We start from the raw sequence: 19,777 nt of genomic DNA, 5'->3' as shown, positions 1-19,777 counted from the left end.
CACGTGAAGGTCTGTTTCGAGATACGGGTGAAGCCCGAGCGTCTCGCCGAATATCGGCATCGGCACGCGGCGGTGTGGCCTGAGATGCTGAAGGCCATCGAACGGTCGGGGCGGCACAACTATTCGCTCTTTCTGCGCGAAGACGGCACCATCATCGGCTACTTCGAGGTGGAATCGCTCGACGATTCGCAGGCGATTCTTGCGGCCGACCCGGTGACGGCGCGGTGGGAGGCGGAGATGAGCGAGTTCTTCGTCACACCCGAAGGGCGCGCCGATCAGTCGATGAAACGGTTGACCGAGGTATTCGACCTCGAGCAGCAGCTCGCGGCGATCGGGTCATAGCTGCGGCTGAGTCAGGAGTCCGGAGAGCGGCGCGAGCCGGCTCCGGAGGCGGCGCGGGGCTGGCTCGGAGGTGGCGCGAGCCAGCTTAGGAGGCAACGCGAGCCGGCTTGAGAGGCGGCGCGAGCCGGCTTAGGAGGCGAGAAGCGCCGCAGCGAGGCGCGCGAACTCGTCTGCAGTGCCTTGAGGCGACGTCGGGGCCTCGGGCGACGCCGTGTCGTTCGGTTGAGGCGAAACGATGACCCAGTCGGCGCTCACACCGTCGACCGTGATGAAGTTCACGTCGTTTCGCCCACTCGAGGTGGCACGCGAGAGCGGCACGATGATGATGCCGTTTCCGGCGGCAACGTGATCGAGTTGCTCGTCGAGCATGGTGAGAGGCCCCAGCGCGAAGCTCTTCGAGGTGCGAACGGTCGGCCCGAGAAGCTCCGTCGACACGTCGCGCCATTCGGGCACCTCGTCGGGGTTGTGCAGCAGATGGCGCTCGGCCAGCTCGTCGATCGCGACACTCGAGCGACCGGCCAGAGCATCGGTTTGGGCTACGGCAACGACGAACGGTTCGGTCAGCGCCGGCATCAGCGCGAGACCGCGCGTCTGTGCGGGCAGCCGAACGAAGCCGGCAGACGCCGCGCCGCGCCGCACCGCTTGCGCGGCATGCTCAGACTCGACCACCGTCACGTCGAGGTGAGGGTGTTCAGCCGCAAATCGTTCGGCGATGGCTGCCGCGGGTATGCCTGCCGGAGCGTGAATGGTGAAGGGGATGCTCGTGTGTGCCGGCGGCATCGGTGCGGCGGTGGGGTGGCCGAGCATCCGTCGCAGCGCCTTGACAGCGGTGACGACCGCGTCACCCTCGAGCGAGCCTGAGAACGTGGTGGCGAGGTCTGCCAGGCGATCGAGATCGTGCGGCTCGAACTGGTGGTCTGCATTCATCTGGCTCCTGACGACTCGTCGAGACTAGCGCTATCGGCTGCGAGCTGGCTCCGCGAGTCGCGACAACTGCGGGGCGGCCGCAAGCAGTTCGCGCGTGTAGGGCTCGCGAGGGTCGGCGAAAACGGATTCGGTCGGCCCCGATTCCACTATGCGTCCCGCGCGCATCACCAGCAGGTCGTCGCTCATGTGCCTCGCCACGCCGAGGTCGTGGGTGATGAAGAGGTAGGCGACACCGAGTTCGCGCTGCAGGGCATCCAGCAGGTCGAGAATGCGTGCTTGAACCGAGACATCGAGACTCGAGACGGGTTCGTCGCAAATGAGTACGTCGGGGCGGGGGGCGAGTGCTCGGGCGATGGCGACTCGTTGTTGCTGCCCGCCCGAAAGAAACCGCGGTCGCTGGGCTGCCACGTCTGCCGAGAGCCCCACCTGGTGCAGCAGTGCGCTGACGTCGGTGCGGGATGATCGGCCGCCGCTCGCCGCATCAGAGAGTATTTGGCCTACGGTGAGCCGCGGATCGAACGAGCTGAGCGCGTCTTGGTAGATCGCCCCGATGCGACGGCGATTGGGGCGGCGTTCGCGTTCGGGGAGGGCGCTCCACGGCTGGCCGAGCAGTTCGACGTCGCCCTTGTCGGGGGCGGTGAGCGCAAGCACCAGGCGCGCCACGGTGGTCTTACCCGAACCCGATTCGCCCACCAGCCCCAGGGTGCGGCCGCGTTCGAGGGTGAAACTCACGTCGTCGACGGCTGCGCGGTCGCCGAACCATCTGCTGAGGCCGTGCGCGCGGAGCACGACGGCTGCGCCTGCTGCGCTGCCTGCGCCTGCTGCGCTGCCTGCGGCTGCGGGGGTGGGCGATGCGGCGGGGGCGACGGCCTCTGCCGGCCCGGCGGACTCGCCGGGTGCGGCAGTGGCGGCGGGTGATGGCGGTTCGGCGGGGGTCGGCCCCGACAGCTCGGCGTCCGCAGCGGACTCGCCGGGTGCGGCAGCCGTGGCGGGCGATGGCGATGGCGATGGCGCGGGGGTGGGCGATTCGGCGGGAGCGGCCGCGATGCTCTGCGGAGCCAGAGAGGTTCCGCGAGGGCGGTTGGTGGGCACTGCCGCAACGAGTTGCCGGGTGTAGGGGTGCTGCGGAGCATCCAGTACCCGGGCAGTGGGGCCCGTTTCGACGATGGCTCCGTGTTGCATCACAGCGACGCGTGAGGCGAGTCGGCTCACTACCGAGAGATCGTGGCTGATGAGCAGAATGGCTGTTCCGTTCTGGCGCAGGCGTTCGAGCAGGTTCAGGATGCCCGCCTGCACGGAGGCGTCTAACGCTGTTGTGGGTTCGTCGGCGATGAGCAGGCTCGGGCGCAGGGCGATGGCGGCGGCGATCAGCACGCGCTGACGTAAACCGCCAGAGAGCTCGTATGGTCGCTGAACGGCGCGAAGCTCGGGCTCGGGAACTCCGGCCGCCGCCAGGAGCTCGGAGACCTCGGCCCGGCGTTCGACGGGTGACAGCTTCGTGTGCAGCCGCAGGGCGTCGCCTATCTCGCGCCCCACCGGCCGCAGCGGGTCGAGCCCGACGAGGGCGGCCTGGGGAACGTACCCGACGCGCGCCCCGCGTACGCCGCGCCAGGCGCGGGCGCTCAACTGCCGCAGGTCGAGTACGCCGTCGGCCGCCGCGGCGGCGAGGGTGAGCCGGGTAGCTGCCACGTGAGCGTTAGAGCCGGTGAGACCGAGCAAGGCGCGCGAGGTGACGCTTTTGCCTGACCCTGACTCGCCCACCAGGCCGAACGTCTCGCCGGGGGCGATGGTGAACGAGATGTCGTTGACCACCGGCATCCCTCGCCCGAAACGCACCATGAGGTTGCGAACGTCGAGCAGCGGCGTGGCGTGCTGAGGGCCGGCGGCTGAGGGGGAGCCGGGCGATATGGGCACGAGCTCGTGAGCACCCTTAGTGCCCTCGGTGCCGCTCACGACGACCGCTTTCGCTGCTGCAGACCGCGGCCGAGCAGGGTGGCGGCCGCCGCACTCAGCACGATGAAGAGGCCGGGAAAGAAGGTCATCCACCAGAACGACGTGATGTACGTGCGCCCTGCCGAGAGCATCGCGCCCCACTCCGGCGACGGCGGAACGGCACCGAGCCCGAGGTAGCTGAGGGCCGACGCCCAGACGATGGATTGCCCCACCCCGAGGGTCGCGATGACGAACAGGGTGCCGGCGACGTTCGGCAGCAGATGCCGGGTGAGGCGAAAGACGCTGCCACGCCCCAAGACGAGCGCGGCTTCGAGGTAGGGCGCATCCCGAACCTGAAGGGTCTGGCTGCGAATGAGCCGCGCGTACCCGGGGGCCGTCGACAGCCCCACTGCGATTGTCGAGGTGACGATGCCGGGGCCGTAGATGACGATGAACAGCAGCGCCAGCAGCAGCCCGGGAAACGCGAACATGACCTCGAGCAGGCGCGTGGTGCCGAAGTCGAGCCAGCGCGGGCCAAGCCCTGCGAGCAGCCCGAAGATGAGGCCGAGGCCGATTCCGATAGCCGTGGCCGTGACCCCGATGAGCAGCGAAGCCCGTGTGCCGTGAATCACTCGCGTGAAGATGTCGCGGCCCGATTCGTCGGTGCCGAACAGGTGTTGTGCAGAGGGAGGTTGAAAAGCGTCGAGCGGGTGAATCGCAAGCGGATCGCCGGGCGCAATCAGGTCGGGCCAGACGGCAGCCACCACCAGAAACACGAGTACCGCGAGCGAGATGACGACCGTCACGGGCATCCTGCGGTGGCGGCGAGCGGATGCCCGGCGGCGCCCATACCGCCCGCTCGCGCCCTGGGCGTGGTCGCTCGAGCCCCTTGGCGCTGCACCGGCTGACGCGCTGACCGCGTCGTCGGGGGGCAGCAGCGGAGTGGCGATCACGGCTCGATCTCCGTGTGCGTTCGGCTGCGGCTTGCGTCTTTGTGGGCGTGCGTGCGCGCGCGGCGAGTGTTTCGGCGCGGGGCGGAGCCACGGGCATCCGGTCGGCGGCCGACGCGCGGGTCGATGATGCGCTCGGCGAGATCGGTGGCCGTGGTGACGAGCATGTACACCAGCGCCACGACGATCACGATTCCGACGACCAGCGGAACATCGCGGCCTTGAACCGCGGCGAGGAGGCTGCGGCCGAGCCCGGGGCGGGCGAAGATCGTCTCGACCACGACGGCTCCGCTGATGAGCGAGCCGAACGCCCAGCCCGTGAGTCCGATGGCCGGAATGGCCGCAGCCTTCAGCGCGTGCCGCCAGAACACGCCGCTTTCGCTTTCGCCGCGAGCACGGGCAGAGAGTGCGTACGGCGACGAGAGCGCATCGAGAAGCCCTTCACGCATGACCTGGCCGAGAAACCCGGCGAGAGGGATGGCGAGAACCAGCGCAGGCAGAACGAGGCCGGCAGGGCCCGCGACGCTCACCGGAGGGAGCCAGCCGAGCGTGGTGCTGAACAGCAGAATCGCGAGAATGGCGAGCCAGAAGTGCGGCACCGCGGCCCCGACGACCTCGAGCGTTGAGCCGATCGCCGCCGCCGCCCGGCCACCCCGCGTCGACCACGCAGCGAGGCCGAGAGCGATCACCACGGCAAGAATAAGCGCCGCTAGAGCGAGCGTCAGCGTCGAGATCAGGTTCTCGCCGATGACGCTCGCCACCGATTGGTGCAGCGCGTACGACTGACCGAGGTTGCCCACCGCGAGCCGCCCGAGAAAGCTGAGGTACTGAATTCCGATGGGTTGATCGAGCCCGTATTCGGCTCGGGCGGCGGCCAGGGAATCCGCGCTCGCCTGCGAGCCGGGCCCGCCGAGAATCGCCTCCGCAGGGTCGCCCGGAATCAGCCGAATCGCGAAGAACGTGATAGTCGACACGGCCCAGAGCACGAAGACCACGCCCAGGAGCCTCAGCGCGAGCCAGCGCAGCAGCGGTGCATTGCGCGCGAGCCAGGTCTGCGGATGCTCGTGCACGTCTAGCGCGTCGCTCACATAGCTCACGGTGTTCACGTTACCGCCGCTGCCGCTGACAGTGCCGCTCTTCCCGCTGCCCGCGCTACCCACACCAGCCCCATCTTCGCCGCCACCGGCTCGCCGTGATCAGTTCACCGACCGTCAGCGCTGCACCCAGGCGTCATACAGCGATGGCGTCGAGACGGTGGGCATCGCCCGCAGACCGTGCACCACCGACTGCTGGAGGTACCCGTTCTGCTGGTCGTAGAGCGGCAGAATGTAGTACCCGTCGAGCACCAGCTTCTGTGCCTGCTGGTAGAGCGAGGCGCGCTGCGTCTCATCTGACGCCGTGGCCGCCTGCTCGAGCAAGGCGTCGAGGGTGGGGCTCTTCACCTGCGAATGGTTCGCGAAATACCCGCTCGGGGCCGGCACGGTACCGGCTGAGTCGAAGAGGATTCGCAGAACATCCGGCCCCACCTTCGTGTAGGGCGCGTCGACCAGGTTGTACGAGTTGGTGCCCAGGGCGGCGTACCAGCTCGAGAGATCCATCGGTTGTAGGTCGATTTTGAACCCGGCCTGCTTTGCCGTCGACTGAATCTGTTCGAACAGCGACTGTTCGGCCGGAATCGACTGGTTCGTGCTCACTGGGAAGGTCAGTTCGAGCTCGTGCCCGTCTTTCTCGCGGTAGCCATCTGAGGTGCGGCTGGTCCACCCCGCCGCGTCGAGCAGCTGTGCGGCCGCGGCCTGGTTGTAGGTGAAGTCGCTGGCCTCGGAGTACGCCAGCGGCTCGGCGCTCGAGAGCGGCGAATACGACCTTGTCGCGGTGCCGAAGAAGAGGCTGGAGACAGCATCGTTCACGTCTGCTGAGCGAATGAAGGCTTCACGCACGTTCGGGTCGGTGAAGGGCGCGATGCTCGAGTTCAACTCGATGCGGTTCGAAGCGCCCGGGCGCGGGGCGTTCAGGTAGCTGAGCGCCGGGTTCTTCTGGGCCTGGATGATCGTGTCGGGTTGAGCGTTGTCGATCACATCGACGGTTCCCGCTTGAAGAGCGGCGTAGCGCGACGCCGAGTCGGGCAGAAAACGCCAGTCGATGGCGTCGAGGTAGGCCGGCCCTGTGTGCGACGCATCGGCGGGCGGAGACGTGTAGTTGTCGTTGCGCACGAGCGAGATGGACTGCTGTTTGTTCCACTGCTTCACGATGAAGGGGCCGGTGCCTACGGGAGATTCGCAGTTGTCGGCTTGGCTGCGGGCCAGGGCCGTGGGCGATTCCATGGCGAGCCACGGCTGCGTCAGCGAGTCGAGCAGTGCGGAGTCAGGGGTACTCAGGGTGAAACGGGCAGTCAGGGCATCCACTGCCTCGACGCTGGTGACTTTGCTGAGGGCGAGGTAGCCCGTTGAGCTGCCGGTGGCCGGGTTCTGAATGTGGGCGACGTTCGCGGCCACGGCTGCAGCGTCGAAGGGGGTGCCGTCGGTGAAGGTGACGCCGGGTTTGAGCGTGAAATCCCAGGTCAGGCCGTCTGACGATTCTTTCCAGGCGGTGGCGAGCCAGGGGATGATCGCGCCCGACTTGTCGCGCGAGACGAGCTCTTCGAGGTATTGAGTCGCGACCAGGGCTTGTGGGTAGTTGCCGCCCACGTGGGGGTCGAGGCAGGTGGGCTCGGCATCGCCGGTGGCGTAGACGAGAGTGCCGCCGGTGACGGGCGCGGCCGTCGAGCTGGCGCTGGTGCCGGAGGGCCCGGTTGTGCAGGCGGCGAGAAGGAGGGCTGTGGCTGCTGCCGTGGCCGCGAGGGCCACGAGGCGTTGAGCTGGTCGATGGAGGCTGTGGGTGTTGCGGTTGCTGTGTGGTGCTGTGTGGCGAGACAAGGAGAACTTTCGGGGCTGTGTGCGGAAGGGGTGAAGGTATGGGCGAGCGGATTGCAGAACTTGGTTTTCTGGACTCAGTACACAATTACATCACGGTTCTGAACCATGACCTGCCCTTTACAGGTGCCTCGCGTTCGATGAATCTCGCGTTGTGAAAAAATGCCCGAAGTTCTGCTCGCGGTTTTGGTCGATGCAGCGCCCGACCTGGCAGGCTGGAAGCAAAACGATCGGAGCATCTTGTGACCACTCTTTCAACGGCAGACCTTTACGACGAGCGCGGCGCCGAGCTGCAATCGTTGTCGGTGCAGCTGCAGTCGGTGGGCGGTAAAGCTCAATTCGAGGGTGAGATCAGAACCGTGCGCTGCCTCGAAGACAACGCGCTCGTACGTCAGGTGCTCGCAACACCCGGAGCTGGCAAAGTGCTCGTCGTCGACGGCGGGCTCTCGCTGCGTTCCGCGCTTCTCGGCGACCTCATTGCCGCAAGCGCGATCGAGAACGGCTGGGAAGGCGTGGTCATCTTCGGAGCCGTGCGCGACCGAGTCACACTCGGCACTCTGCCCCTGGGCGTCAAAGCACTCGGCAGCAACCCTCGAAAAAGCACGAAGACCGGTGCGGGCGCACTCGACGAGACACTCGTGGTCGACTCAGTAACCTTCCGCCCGGGCGCACACATCTACTGCGACGAAGACGGCGTTCTCGTCGAGCGCTGACCCCGGGCATCCTGAACCACCCCGACGATGGCCTCGAGAGAAGGGATTTCAGACGAGAGATGGTGTTGCCGCAGCTTCTCTCGTCTAAAAAAGCTTCTCTCGTAAAAATGCTTCTCGCGCGATCGGCGCGACCTACGCGCCGCGCAAGCGCTCTGCGAGGTACGCCTCGAGCTCCGCGATCGGCACACGATCTTGCTGCATCGAGTCGCGGTCGCGCACGGTCACGGCGGCGTCTTCGAGGGAGTCGAAGTCGACGGTGACGCAGAACGGGGTGCCGATTTCGTCTTGACGGCGGTAGCGGCGGCCGATGGCCTGGGTGTCGTCGTAGTCGATATCCCAGTGCTCAGCGAGCGAGTCGGCGATCTGCTGCGCGAGCGGCATGAGCGCCTCGTTTCTCGACAGTGGCAGAACGGCGACCTTGACGGGGGCGAGGCGCGGGTCGAGGTGCAGCACCGTGCGCTTGTCGGTTCCGCCCTTGGCGTTAGGCACGTCCTCTTCGTCGTAGGCGTCGACCAAGAACGCCATCAGGGCGCGCGTGAGGCCGAATGAGGGCTCGATCACATACGGAATGTACCGTTCGTTGTTCGCCTGGTCGAAGAACGAAAGGTCTTTGCCCGAGTTCTCGGCGTGAGTGCGCAGGTCGAAGTCGGTGCGGTTCGCCACGCCCATCAGCTCGCCCCACTCGTTGCCCGCGAACTGAAAGCGGTACTCGATGTCGACCGTGCGCTTGGAATAGTGCGCGAGCTTCTCAGCGGGATGCTCGAACCACCGAATATTCGACTCGGTCATGCCGAGGTCGATGAACCAGGCCCAGACCGCATCCATCCACTTCTGCTGCCACTCTTCGTCTTCGCCCGGCTTGACGAAGTACTCGATCTCCATCTGCTCGAACTCGCGGGTGCGAAAGATGAAGTTGCCGGGTGTGATCTCGTTACGAAACGCCTTGCCGATCTGGCCGATGCCGAACGGCGGCTTCTTGCGCGAGGTCTGCACCACGTTGGCGAAGTTGGTGAAGATGCCCTGCGCGGTCTCGGGGCGCAGGTAGTGCAAGCCCGATTCGTCGTCGACCACGCCGAGGTAGGTCTTGAGCATGCCCGAGAACTGGCGAATGGGTGACCACTGGCCAATTTTGGTGGGATGCTCGGGGTCGGGAATGTCGTCGAGGCCGTTGACCGGGGCGAAGCCGTGCTCTGCCTCATAGGCTTCGAACAGGTGATCGGCCCGGTAGCGCTTATGTGTCACGAGCGACTCGGTCAAAGGGTCGGAGAACACCTTCACGTGCCCTGACGCCTCCCACACTGCGGTGGGCAGAATCACGGCCGAGTCGAGGCCGACCATGTCGCGGCGGCTGCGAACGAAGGCGTTCCACCACTGCTTCTTGATGTTCTCTTTGAGGGCGACGCCGAGGGGCCCGTAGTCCCACGCCGACCGGGTGCCGCCGTAGATGTCGCCCGACGGAAAGACGAACCCGCGGTGCTGTGCGAGTGCGATGACAGTGTCGAGGCGTGACAGGTCGGCCATGGTTCTCCCTGATCTGAAGTGCTGCCGGTGTTTCGTTACCGGCTCCGCAATCTTACTGGCCCGGGTGGCGCTAGATTAAGCGCACAGAGTATGCCCGAGCAGGGCGCGGCCGGCGGGAGCAGCGATGCCAGATTTTCTCCTCAACCTGAACATCGTTGAGGGGCCTGTCATCATCACGTTCGTTCTGTTGAGTAGTGCGGCCGTGGTCTATCTTCTCTTTCGCAGGCCCACTGTCATCTGGCTGCTTTCGGCGCTCGTCGGCCTGCTCGGTGGTGCCTGCATCGCGTTGCTCACCGTTTTTCTCACCGATCAGGTATGGGATCTGTTCGGCACCCAGTTTCTGCCGGAGACCACGACCTGGATCGTTCTGACCTTCTCGGCCGTGGGGCTGGCCATCGCGAGTCTGTTCGGCACCCGATGGTGGCGCAAGATGATCGCGGGCATCGCCATCGTGGTCTTTGTGCTCACCGGAACCCTGGGGGTGAACGCGAGCATCGGCATCACCAAGACGCTCGCCGCCCTCATTGGAGTGAGTACCGAGAAGCCGCTCGATGTGCCCGATGCCAACGGCTCGCATCCACCCACCCCCGGCCCGACGCCGGCCGGGCCGCTCTATGAGACCTGGTCGCCGCCGTCGAACATGCCGGCGGAGGGCACGGTGGGCACCATCGATATTCCGAATACGAACTCCGGATTCGTGGCCCGCAAGGCGCTCGCCTATCTGCCTCCAGCGGCGCTGGTTGCGAATGCGCTGGCACTGCCGGTGATCATCCAACTGAATGGCATGCCGGGCAGCCCCGGGCTCGACGACCCGAAGGCGATGCTCGACAAGCTCGCGGCGTCGAACAAGGGTCTCGCGCCCATCGTCATCAACCCCGATCAGCTCGGTTCGCCCACAGTCGACCCGATGTGTCTCGACACTGACTCGCTCGGCAAGGTCGAAACGTACATCATGAAAGACGTGGTGCCGTACGTGCGCTCGCACTTCAACGTGCTGCAAGACCCGAAAGACTGGACCTTCGAGGGCTTCTCGAACGGCGGTGAGTGCGCGGCCTACTTCGGCGCGAAATACCCGAAAGTGTTCGGCAATATCGTCGACATTTCGGGCGACGAGTACCCCGGTGTCGAAGACAAGAGCACGGCGAAGAACTACTTCGGCGGTGACAAGGCCGCCTACGAGGCTACCTGGCCGGCGAACATCATGGCGAAGGGCACCTACCCCGACACGATGGCCGTATTCACGGCGGGGGCGCTCGACGACACGTTCGCGCCTGGCGTGAAACGCACGTATGAAGCGGCGGTGAAGGCGGGAATGAAGGCGACCTATACCGAGATTCCGGGCGCCGGGCACGACGGCGCAGCGCTCGACGGCGGCTTGGCGGCGGGCTACGCCGCGCTGTACCCGAGACTGGGGCTGAGCAAACCGTGAGCGAGGATTCGTGACGACGTCGACTGAAAAAGCCGCACCGAAAGTGGATGTCGCATCCTCCACGAGCGGCGGTATGGCACGGGCGATAGTCAAGTATGTCAGGGCGGCGCCAGTCAGCGTGGGGCTGTCGATCATCCTCATCGCCACCGGCATCATCACGGGCACGATTGCCACACCCGCCACGACAGGCGGCGACTCACTGGTCTGGGCCGCCGGCGTGCCCACCACCATCGACCTCGGCTGGTGGTGGAGCCCGCTGACCGCACTTTTCGTGCCGAACGACGTCGTCAGCCTGATTATCAGCGTTCTGCTGGCGCTCACGCTACTGGCGATCTGCGAGCGTCTCATCGGTTCGTTGCGCACGGCGTCGGCGTTTCTGCTGACCGGCATCGTGGGCATTCTCGTGGGCGTGGTGATTCAGCAGCTCGGGGTGGGCCTCGGCGAGAGCTGGGCCGTCGGTTCGGCGTTCGACTTCACGCTCGACCCCACCATCGGCATCATCGGGGCTCTGCTGACGGCCAGCGGATTCGCCCAAGCCCTGTGGCGCCGCCGAATTCGCCTCATCACCTTCGCCGTCGTGGCGATGTTCGTGCTCTACAACGGCGATCAAGACAACTTCTATCGCCTGCTCGCCGGGTTGGCGGGTCTCGGGCTCGGTGTGCTGTGGCGGCCGAAAGATCGTGCCAAACGCCGGGGCCGCAGCTCACAGGGCGAGGCGCGCAACCTCGTCGCACTCATCGTGGCCATCACCGCAGTTGGCCCCCTGGTGGCGCTGATTCCGCCTGGTGGCAATGGCCCGCTGTCGTTCGTTCAGTACATTTTCGAAGCGTCGTTTCCGGATGCCGACACCACCCTCGCTGCGTGCAGTGACAATTTCAGTGCCGAGTGTGACCGAAACCTCGCGCTGGTCAGTGCCAGCGGCGTCGCATCGGTGCTCATGGCGCTCGTGCCGCTGGCGCTCTTGATCATCGCGGCGATCGGACTGCGCCGGGGGCGCCATTTCGCCTGGGTGCTGGCCATCGCGGTGAACGTGGCGCTCGCCGTGCTCGCGTTCGGTACTCTCGGCCTCGGCGAGATCACCTTGCTCCCGGCCGAGAATGACGGGCAGGCCCTCGAGGGTCTGATCTGGATTCTGGCGACGGCACTCGCGCCGCTCGCGGTGGTGGTGATTCTCCTCGTGACGCGCACGCGCTTTCGCATTCGGTCACCAGTGGGTGGGGGTGGTGTTCTGGGCGGTGACCGTTGCGGCGCTCATCCACCTCTTCAGTGCCGTCAGTCAGCACCGCAGTTCGGCCGAGGAGACGCACTTTCGTTCGCTTTTGAAGGAGTACGGCGGCGGAACGCTGGGCTTTATGGGCACCTGGGCGGGCAACGTGTACTGGTTCAGCGATGACGGCGAGGCCTCGGTGGCGTATCGCGTCATCAATGGGGTCGCCATTACCTTGTCAGACCCCATTTGTGCGCCGGAGCGCGGTAGCGAAGCGATCAACGGATTCATCGCCTTCTGCGACGAGAACAGCTACATTCCGGTGTTCTACAGCTTTCACGAGCGATACCTGCCGGTGTTTCAGGCTCTCGATTGGCAGTACATGTCGGTCGGCGAAGAGACCCTGATGAGCCCAGTGACGCTCGACATGGCCGGTAAACCCTGGCAGAAGGTGCGGCAGGCGCTGAATCGAGGCAACAAAGAGGGCATCACGACGCTCTGGACGACGTGGGATGACCTGCCGACGTCACTCTCGAACCAGATCACTGCCATCAGCGAGCAGTGGGTCGCCGAGAAAGAACTGCCCGAAATGGGCTTCACGCTCGGCGCGATGCCCGAGCTTAAAGACCCCGAGGTGAAGCTGTTCTTGGCGCTTGGGCCAGACGGGCAGATGCAGGCGATCACGAGCTGGCTGCCCGACTACCGAAACGGCGAGGTGGTGAGCTACACCATCGACTTCATGCGCCGGGGCGACAACTCCATCGGCGGAATCATGGAGTTCATCATCGCGTCTGCTGCGTTGCACATGCAGAAAGACGGTATCGAAGTGCTCAGCCTGTCGGCGGCGCCATTGGCCGAGAAGCCCGTGGTGCCGGGTGAAGAACCCGAGCCGCCCACCGTCATGACGCGGCTGCTCGCCTTCTTGGCCCAGACGCTCGAGCCGGCCTACGGGTTCTCGACGCTGTTCAAATTCAAATCGAAGTTCAACCCGACGCACGAGACGATCTACATGGCCTACCTCGACCCGGTGACGCTGCCGGTGATCGGCGCGGCCATCGGCTCGGCCTACCTGCCGAACGCGACCCCGCAAGAGTACCTCGCGCTCGCGAAGACGCTGCGAAAGTAACGCGTCTCGTTCGTTGGCAGCTCGTGGGTTGCGGCAGCGGAGCTGGTTCGGCTACATTCAGTTCAGCACCACCGCTTGCGAGTGTATTTCAATGTCAGACTGTCGGCCTTCCCGGTCGAAGATGCAGTGTTCAACTCCTGCCACTCGCTCCAGCTGTGTTTGCTCATGACCGATTCGTTGCTGGGTAGCACGGCGCTGTTGGCTACTGCCCGAGCAGCTGCCGGATGACCGGCTCGAGTCTCTCCGCCATTTGGGCGTGCCCGAGGTCTGTGGGGTGCAGCCCGTCGTCGCCGATCTGTTCGGGCGGGCCGGTGACCCACCAGCCATCGGCGATGGGGTCGATATAGGGCAGGTTGTCGAAATGCGCCGCGTCGCTAACCGCGTCGCGCGAGGTGAGAATGCCGGCAGGCGGGTCGGCGCTCACCCAGGGAGTGCTGATGACGAGCACCTGAGCCTGCGGCGCGCGCTGACGGATGGTCTGCAGAGTGGTGAGTGCGGCATCCATGATCTTCGCGGCAGGGTAGCCGGCATCGTCGTCGCTGCCCATGATGACCACGAGCGAAGCGTTCTCGGGCACCTCGCCGGCGAGGTCGTCGAAGGTGAGCCCGTCGTCACCGGGGTCGACGTAGCCCGATCCGCCCGAGGTGATGGCGATCCAGTTGGTGTTCAGGTCAGAGGAGATCAGCGCCGGAAAGCGATCCTGCGGGCCGGAGTCTTGGGCCGACCCACCCACAAACGAGTTTCCGAGGTACACCACGAGCGGCGTCGTCGAGGGCTGCCCGGTAGCGGTGGTCGCAGGCGTTGGCGACGCCGTTCCCGAATCGATGTGCGGCGTGCCGCGACCGCGGAGTATGGCCACCGTGACCACGACGGCGATGATCGCAAGCACGGCCACGGCGACGCTGATCGACACCGCGGTGCGCCGGGATGGTCGTGCTGTAGCCACGAGCGAAAACCTACCCGATTGCGCTGTGAACGCAGCCCGCGCTGGTGTCAAGCACCCCGTGTGCGGCGTTGACGACACGCGACTAGTTGTGCGAGAGTACTTCGGTGTCATCCATTAGGCTCTTCATTCTCGGCACTTTCGCCCAGCACGGCGAGATGCACGGCCACCAGCTGCGCCTGCTCGCCGAAGAAGAGCATGTCTCGTTGTGGACAGACATCTCGGTGGGCTCGCTCTACGGAGCCATGAAGCGGTTGGCCGGCGAGGGGCTCATCGATGTGGTTCGGGTGGAACGCGAAGGCAACTTTCCCGAACGGCAGGTCTACGCCATCAGCCAGGCCGGGCGCCGGGCGCTCGTCACCATCAGGCACGATGGGCTCTCGCAATTCACGATCAAACCCGATCCGTTCGATCTCGCGCTCACCCGGCTCGACCCTGAGCGGCTCGACGAGCTACCAGAGGTCATGGAGCATCGGCTCGCGCTGCTGCAGCTTCAGCTCATCGAGGTCTCGCGGCTGAACGCAAGGGCACTGCCGTATCTCTCGGTGGCCGAGAAGTTCGCCCTGAATCACCGTGAGCATCGCCTCGCGGCCGAAATCGCCTGGCACGAAGAACTCATATCCGAAATCCCCGCGATAGTGGCAGACGAAGCCGCGCGACGAAAGGTTGACGCCCATGTCTGACTCTGCTGCCTGGTCTGGCGCTCCGGCGTCGGGCTCACCGACGCCCGGCTCATCGACAGTGGGCGCGCCCAGCCCCGCGGTCTCGAAGAACGCCTGGCGTGCCTACATTGTGTTGCTGGTGGGCATGGCGATGGCCCTACTTGACACCACCATCGTGAACGTGGCGCTGCCGACCATCCGCACCGATCTGAATGCGTCAGAGGCCACGCTTTCGTGGATCATCTCGGGTTACGCGCTCGCCTTCGGGCTCGCCCTGATACCGGCCGGCCGGCTTGGCGACCGTATCGGGCACAAGTGGGTGTTCTTTACCGGCATCGCACTGTTCACGGTGGCGAGCTTCACGTGTGGGCTGGCGCAGAACGACACTGAGCTGGTGGTGTCGCGGGTGATTCAGGGGCTTGCGGGCGGTATTTTCGTTCCGTCGGTCACCGCGTACATCCAATTGCTCTTTCAGGGCAAGGCGCGTGGCCGCGCGTTCGCCATCATGGGTGCGGTGATCGGTGTGGCCTCGGCTCTCGGCCCCATCGTCGGCGGTCTGCTGATTCAGGCATTCGGCGACGAGAACGGCTGGCGCCTGGTGTTCTGGGTGAACCTGCCGTTCGGAGTCGCGGCGCTGATCGCGGCCGCGATGTGGCTGCCGAAGCGCAGCACGGCCGAGACCCAGAGTGGGGGAGGCGTCGACTGGATCGGCGTGATTCTGGTGTCGGGCGGCTTCGTCGCCCTTCTGGTGCCGCTGATTCAGGGGCAAGACGAAGGCTGGCCGCTCTGGACCTATCTCGTTCTCGCCCTGGGTGTGCTGCTGCTCGCGGCCTTCGGATTCTGGGAGGTTTGGTACACGAAGCGTGACCGTGTGCCCCTCGTGCCGCCGAGCCTGTTCTCGCACCCATCGTTCACCGGAGGTGTGGTGCTGGCGCTGGTCTATTTCGCCGCTTTCACCAGCATCTTCTTTACGATCTCGATTCTCTGGCAAACCGGTTTGGCTCATACGCCGCTCGAGTCGGGTGTGGTCTCTATTCCGTTCGCGGTGGGTTCGATTATCAGCTCGTCGCAGAGCAACCGCTTGTCGGCGCGACTCGGCCGAACCGTTCTGATCATCGGCACGGGGCTTGTTTCGGTCGGGCTGATCTGGCTGTGGCTGGTGCTCTCGAACACGGCCCCGGCCGATCTCACCAACTGGCTACTGCTGGCGCCGCTGTTCATCGCCGGGCTCGGCAACGGATTCTTCATCGCGCCGAACCTGCAATTCATCGTCGCTACGGTCAACCGGAAAGACGCGGGTTCGGCCAGCGCGGTCATCTCCGCCGTGCAACGCATCGGTAGTGCGGTGGGTATCGCCATCATCGGCAGTGTGTTGTTCGGTTCGCTGACCATCACGGGTCACTCGCCGCAGGCGGTAGCCACGGGGTTCACCAACGCGGCGGCCTCGGCCATGCTGGTGAGCGCGGCGTTCGCCGTGCTGGCGTTCTTGCTCGTGTTCATGCTGCCGAAGCGAGTGAACACCTGGGGCGGCGACGCGCAGCAGAAGCCGGGTGCCGGGGCTGCCGCGGGTGCGCACGCGGGTGCGCCCGCTGGTGACGCAGCAGGCGTAACTGACGCGGGCTCAGCGAGCACGGCAGGCGCAGCTGCGGCGGGTGGCGCGGGTGCGCATGCGGCGGGCGGCGCGGGTGCGCATGCGGCCGGCGCGAAGCACGCGGCCGATGCCCCATGATGGAGTCATGGGCACCTTTCAGCTCGGCACACTGAACACTCTCCCCGTCTCTGAGCACCCCGAACTCGTCTCGGCGAGCGTGTTCGACATGCTCCGGATGCTCGATCTCACCGATCAAGTCGGAGTGGTCGAGATCGATCCTGAGCTCAGCGACACCGCTGCCACCCAAGAGGCGTATGGCCTCGAGGCTGAGGCGCTCGCGAACTGCGTCATCGTGGCCGGGCGGCGAGACGGCGACGAGCGTATCGCGGCCTGCCTCGTGTCAGCGGCGACGCGAGCCGACGTGAACGGCGTGGTGCGCCGCCGGCTCGACGTGCGCAAGGCGTCGTTCTTGGCGCGCGAGAGCGCGACCGAGCTGACCGGCATGGAGTTCGGCGGAATCACGCCCATCGGCCTGCCCGAGGGGTGGCCTGTGCTCATCGACAGCGCCGTGGCCGCGAGTGCGCTCGTGGTGATCGGTTCGGGCATCCGCCGGTCGAAGCTGATCGTGCCGGGCACCCTCCTCGCTCGACTGCCGGGTGCCGAAGTGATCGAGGGCCTCGGCAAGCCGATAGCCTGACCTGTCGGTCGCCCGGGCCAACCACGGGCCGCTGATCGCCAGGCCATCGACGCTCCGAGTGTCCGAGCGCACGAGACTCGCGGTCATACGTCATACGTCAGGCGCGAGCACCCGCGTGGCGCGAATGGCGCCCGCCAGGCCGGCCACCGTGAAGGTGAGCGTGCCGATGCCGAGTACCACGATGGGCAGCTGCCAGCCGCCCGTGGCATCGTGCACCGCGCCGATGAGCGTGGGCGACGTTGCGCCCAGCGCATAGCCGACCCCCTGAATCATGGCCGACAGGCGCCGCGCGTGTGTGCCGTTCATCGCCAGTTGCACAATGAGAACGAAGACCAGCGTGATTCCGCCGCCCTGGGCGACGCCGCCGGTGAACCCCCAGGCCAGCCAGGCGCCGGGCGCCAGCAGCAGTCCGATGGGGCAGCTCAGCCAGAACACCGCAACGATGGCGAGCGTTCGCGGCACCCCGATGCGCCGCGACAGCAGAGGCGCACCGAGCGCACCGATCACCGCAGCGATCTGAAAAATCGACGAACTCGACCCCGCAGCGGTCACCGAGAACCCCACCTCGTCTTCGAGAATGCTCGGAAACCAGGCGGTGAGCCCGTAGTACGTGAAGGCCTGCCCCGCAAACGCCAACGACAGCAGCACAGCCGACGCATTGCGCCAGGTCTGTGGCCTCGTGCCCCGGATGCTCGGAACCGAGCTCGTGTCGATGGCCACCGTATCGCCGGCCCCGGTTTCGATGAGTGGTTTCAGGGGCCCGACCGTAAACGCCGCCCGCGGCCCGATGGCCACCAGCCAGCCGATCGCGGCGATGATCACAAACCCCGTCCAGCTGAGCAGTGCGATCTGCCAGCCGAACGCCAGCGCTAGGGGAGCGGTAGCCACCGAGGTGATCATCGAACCCACATTGAGAGCTGAGGTGTACGAACCCGTGACGATCGCCACGCGTTCGGGCGAAATATCGCGCCGAATGATCACCGGAATAACCACGTTGCCGACCGTGATGAACGCCCCCATCACGATGGTGCCCACGAAGACGGCCTCGACTCCGCCGGCTGAGCGGATGATCGACCCCACGCCCACACCGAGAATCGCGATCATCGTGGCGAAGTTCGCCCCGCCTTTGCCCACGAAGTACGAAGCAAACGGCGTCACCACGGCGAAACACAACACGGGAAGGCTCGTGACCAGCCCGAACTGTGCGGCGTTCAGTCCCAGATCGGATCGCATGATTCCGCTGATGGGTGCAACCGCGATGATGGGCCCGCGCAAGATGAACCCGATGAGAATAATGGCCACGAGCACGCGCCACGGAAAGGGGCGGCGGGTGGAGAGGTGCATCGTCGTTCAAGACTAGTTGGCTGAGCGCGCATAGACTAATGCAACAAGAATTGCATTTACGTGGTCATACAAGTACCCTAACTCGTAACGCAATGATATTTGCTTTAGGAGTGATCATGTCGACTCACAACATGTCGAACCCGCGGGTCGAGGTGGCGGGCACGCCCGCGAGGGTTGACGTGGGCATCCGGAGCAGCCGTGCCCGTCGTGGCAGCCGTGCCAGCCGTAACCGGCGCACGCTGCCGCCGATGGCCGCGTTCATCGGCACCGCCCTCGTGTTCGCGGGCCTGTACCTCGCGGCGGGCGCGCCCACTTCGCTCTTGGTGCTCTTCGAGAAAGAGTGGGGCTTCCCCGCGTGGGTGCTGACCGTCGCATTCGCCGCCTACGCCATCGGTCTGCTCGCGACTCTGCTGGTCGCCGGTTCGCTCTCTGACCACCTCGGGCGTCGGCCGGTGCTCGTCGGCTCGCTCGCGGTTGAGCTCGCCGCCATGCTTTTGTTCGTGTTCGCCACCGACATCACGTGGGTGATCGTGGCGCGCGTGATTCAGGGTGTGGCCACGGGTGCTGCGACCAGCGCTTTCACCGCGTCGGTCGTCGAACTAGCGCCCGACAAGTACAAGCGACTCGGGTCGATCATCGGTGGCACTGCGGCCGCGGGCGGGCTCGGGCTCGGGGCTCTGCTGACCGGCGTGGCGGTGCAGTTCACGTCGAATGCCAATGTGATCGTGTTCACGACGCTCTCGATCGTCATGGTGATCGGGCTTTTCGTTGCCATTTTCTCCGCCGAAACGGTGACGCGACGGGTCGGCGCTCTACGTTCGCTGATTCCGCGGGTCTCCATTCCGGTTGCGGCGCGAGGCGAATTTCGGGCGTCGATCGCTGTGCACATCGCAGCGTGGATGCTCGCGGGGCTGTTTCTCGGGCTCGTGCCCACGATCATCCGCGACATCTTTCACATCGACAGCGGTTTGATCAACGGAATCACCGTGTTTCTCGAGCCGGGCGCAGCGGCCGTCGCCGGGTTCGTGTTCGGGCGGTTCGCAGCCCGGCGCACCACGCTCATCGGTGGGCTCGCCGTATTCGCGGGCGCAGTTACCATCGTGGCTGCGATCGCCGCGGGAATGCTGCCGCTGCTGTGGGTCGGCGGGCTGATCGGCGGAGTCGGGTTCGGAGCGTCGTTCTCGGGCGCGCTGCGCACGGTGGGGCCGCTGGCGAAGCCGCACGAGCGGGCCGGTCTGTTCGCGGGCGTCTACGTGGTGGCGTACCTGGCGTTCGGGGTTCCGGTGATCGTGGCCGGTCAGCTGATCGCGCCGCTCGGGCTACTGACGACGGTGATCGCTTTCGCGGCGGCCATCGTGGTGGCCGCTGCGGTAGGTGTGGCCGCGCAGCTGCGCATGGCGCGGCGTCAGCCGGCGGTGGCTGCGACGCCTACTACGCTGGCAGCCGGCTGACCAGCAATCAGCCGGAGTGCGAGCTGGCTGCTG

General features: G+C 65.8%; 17 protein-coding genes and 1 tRNA gene. 10 read left to right on the top strand and 8 right to left on the bottom strand.

Features of this window, described 5'->3' with window-relative positions; translation table 11 throughout:
* Window positions 1-3: 3 nt before the first annotated feature.
* Window positions 4-342 (top strand): L-rhamnose mutarotase, encoded by a 339-nt coding sequence (locus IEX24_RS06770; RefSeq protein ID WP_188675604.1) that lies wholly within the window; start codon window positions 4-6, stop codon window positions 340-342.
* Between the two features lie 129 nt (window positions 343-471).
* Here IEX24_RS06770 and IEX24_RS06765 read toward each other — a convergent pair whose 3' ends face one another.
* The 5 genes from IEX24_RS06765 to IEX24_RS06745 form a co-directional block, all read right to left on the bottom strand.
* Window positions 472-1,269 carry a LysR substrate-binding domain-containing protein gene (locus tag IEX24_RS06765; RefSeq protein WP_188675602.1) on the bottom strand — a complete coding sequence of 266 codons (798 nt, stop codon included), beginning with the start codon at window positions 1,267-1,269 and terminating at the stop codon, window positions 472-474.
* A 30-nt stretch (window positions 1,270-1,299) separates the two neighbouring features.
* A complete protein-coding gene (locus tag IEX24_RS06760) occupies window positions 1,300-3,222 on the bottom strand; it encodes a dipeptide ABC transporter ATP-binding protein (protein ID WP_372435682.1) in 1,923 nt (640 codons plus the stop codon).
* Window positions 3,219-4,013 carry an ABC transporter permease gene (locus IEX24_RS06755; RefSeq protein WP_188676540.1) on the bottom strand — a complete coding sequence of 265 codons (795 nt, stop codon included), beginning with the start codon at window positions 4,011-4,013 and terminating at the stop codon, window positions 3,219-3,221. Before IEX24_RS06755 ends, IEX24_RS06760 begins: the two co-directional genes overlap by 4 nt.
* Before the next feature lie 137 nt (window positions 4,014-4,150).
* The gene (locus IEX24_RS06750) at window positions 4,151-5,248 is read right to left on the bottom strand and encodes an ABC transporter permease (RefSeq protein ID WP_372435683.1); all 1,098 of its coding nucleotides are present in this window, start codon (window positions 5,246-5,248) and stop codon (window positions 4,151-4,153) included.
* A 114-nt stretch (window positions 5,249-5,362) separates the two neighbouring features.
* Window positions 5,363-7,063: an ABC transporter substrate-binding protein gene (locus IEX24_RS06745; protein WP_239082776.1), complete on the bottom strand. Its 1,701-nt coding sequence runs from the start codon at window positions 7,061-7,063 to the stop codon at window positions 5,363-5,365.
* Window positions 7,064-7,302: 239 nt separating this feature from the next.
* On the opposite strand from IEX24_RS06745, the gene rraA reads away from it, so the two are divergent.
* Window positions 7,303-7,773 carry a ribonuclease E activity regulator RraA gene (gene rraA, locus IEX24_RS06740; RefSeq protein WP_188675599.1) on the top strand — a complete coding sequence of 157 codons (471 nt, stop codon included), beginning with the start codon at window positions 7,303-7,305 and terminating at the stop codon, window positions 7,771-7,773.
* Window positions 7,774-7,905: 132 nt separating this feature from the next.
* On the opposite strand, the gene IEX24_RS06735 is transcribed toward rraA, so the two are convergent.
* Entirely contained in the window at window positions 7,906-9,294 is a 1,389-nt protein-coding gene (locus IEX24_RS06735) for a glycine--tRNA ligase (RefSeq protein WP_188675596.1), read from the bottom strand.
* Window positions 9,295-9,418: 124 nt separating this feature from the next.
* On the opposite strand from IEX24_RS06735, the gene IEX24_RS06730 reads away from it, so the two are divergent.
* The 4 genes from IEX24_RS06730 (at window position 9,419) to IEX24_RS06720 (ending at window position 13,208) form a co-directional block, all read left to right on the top strand.
* Window positions 9,419-10,723: an alpha/beta hydrolase-fold protein gene (locus IEX24_RS06730; protein ID WP_188675593.1), complete on the top strand. Its 1,305-nt coding sequence runs from the start codon at window positions 9,419-9,421 to the stop codon at window positions 10,721-10,723.
* 10 nt (window positions 10,724-10,733) lie between these two features.
* Complete coding sequence (locus IEX24_RS19525; RefSeq protein ID WP_229715142.1) at window positions 10,734-12,116, top strand: class-II aminoacyl-tRNA synthetase family protein; 1,383 nt, start codon at window positions 10,734-10,736, stop codon at window positions 12,114-12,116.
* Complete coding sequence (locus tag IEX24_RS19520) at window positions 12,076-13,056, top strand: bifunctional lysylphosphatidylglycerol flippase/synthetase MprF (protein WP_229715141.1); 981 nt, start codon at window positions 12,076-12,078, stop codon at window positions 13,054-13,056. Before IEX24_RS19525 ends, IEX24_RS19520 begins: the two co-directional genes overlap by 41 nt.
* Window positions 13,057-13,133: 77 nt before the next feature.
* Window positions 13,134-13,208 (top strand) — tRNA-Gly (locus IEX24_RS06720).
* A gap of 50 nt (window positions 13,209-13,258) precedes the next feature.
* Here IEX24_RS06720 and IEX24_RS06715 read toward each other — a convergent pair.
* Window positions 13,259-14,002, bottom strand: a complete 744-nt coding sequence (locus IEX24_RS06715; protein WP_188675591.1) for an SGNH/GDSL hydrolase family protein — start codon at window positions 14,000-14,002, stop codon at window positions 13,259-13,261.
* 104 nt (window positions 14,003-14,106) lie between these two features.
* Between IEX24_RS06715 and IEX24_RS06710 the strand changes: the two genes are divergently transcribed.
* Genes IEX24_RS06710 through IEX24_RS06700 form a run of 3 tightly spaced genes read left to right on the top strand, consistent with a single transcriptional unit; the run spans window position 14,107 to window position 16,949 of the window.
* Entirely contained in the window at window positions 14,107-14,682 is a 576-nt protein-coding gene (locus tag IEX24_RS06710) for a PadR family transcriptional regulator (RefSeq protein ID WP_203585875.1), read from the top strand.
* Entirely contained in the window at window positions 14,675-16,390 is a 1,716-nt protein-coding gene (locus tag IEX24_RS06705; RefSeq protein ID WP_188675587.1) for an MFS transporter, read from the top strand. The genes IEX24_RS06710 and IEX24_RS06705 overlap by 8 nt, the downstream gene beginning before the upstream one ends.
* A 7-nt stretch (window positions 16,391-16,397) precedes the next feature.
* Window positions 16,398-16,949, top strand: coding sequence for a YbaK/EbsC family protein (locus IEX24_RS06700; protein ID WP_188675584.1), 552 nt, complete (start codon window positions 16,398-16,400; stop codon window positions 16,947-16,949).
* Window positions 16,950-17,039: 90 nt separating this feature from the next.
* On the opposite strand, the gene IEX24_RS06695 is transcribed toward IEX24_RS06700, so the two are convergent.
* Window positions 17,040-18,293, bottom strand: a complete 1,254-nt coding sequence (locus IEX24_RS06695) for an MFS transporter (protein ID WP_188675581.1) — start codon at window positions 18,291-18,293, stop codon at window positions 17,040-17,042.
* A gap of 116 nt (window positions 18,294-18,409) precedes the next feature.
* On the opposite strand from IEX24_RS06695, the gene IEX24_RS06690 reads away from it, so the two are divergent.
* Entirely contained in the window at window positions 18,410-19,744 is a 1,335-nt protein-coding gene (locus IEX24_RS06690) for an MFS transporter (protein WP_203585876.1), read from the top strand.
* Window positions 19,745-19,777: the final 33 nt, after the last annotated feature.

It is taken from the genome of Subtercola lobariae (assembly GCF_014640255.1).
GTDB lineage: Bacteria > Actinomycetota > Actinomycetes > Actinomycetales > Microbacteriaceae > Subtercola > Subtercola lobariae.
The sequence above is the reverse complement of the archived record's forward strand: the minus strand, read 5'-3'. Positions and strand labels throughout refer to the sequence as shown.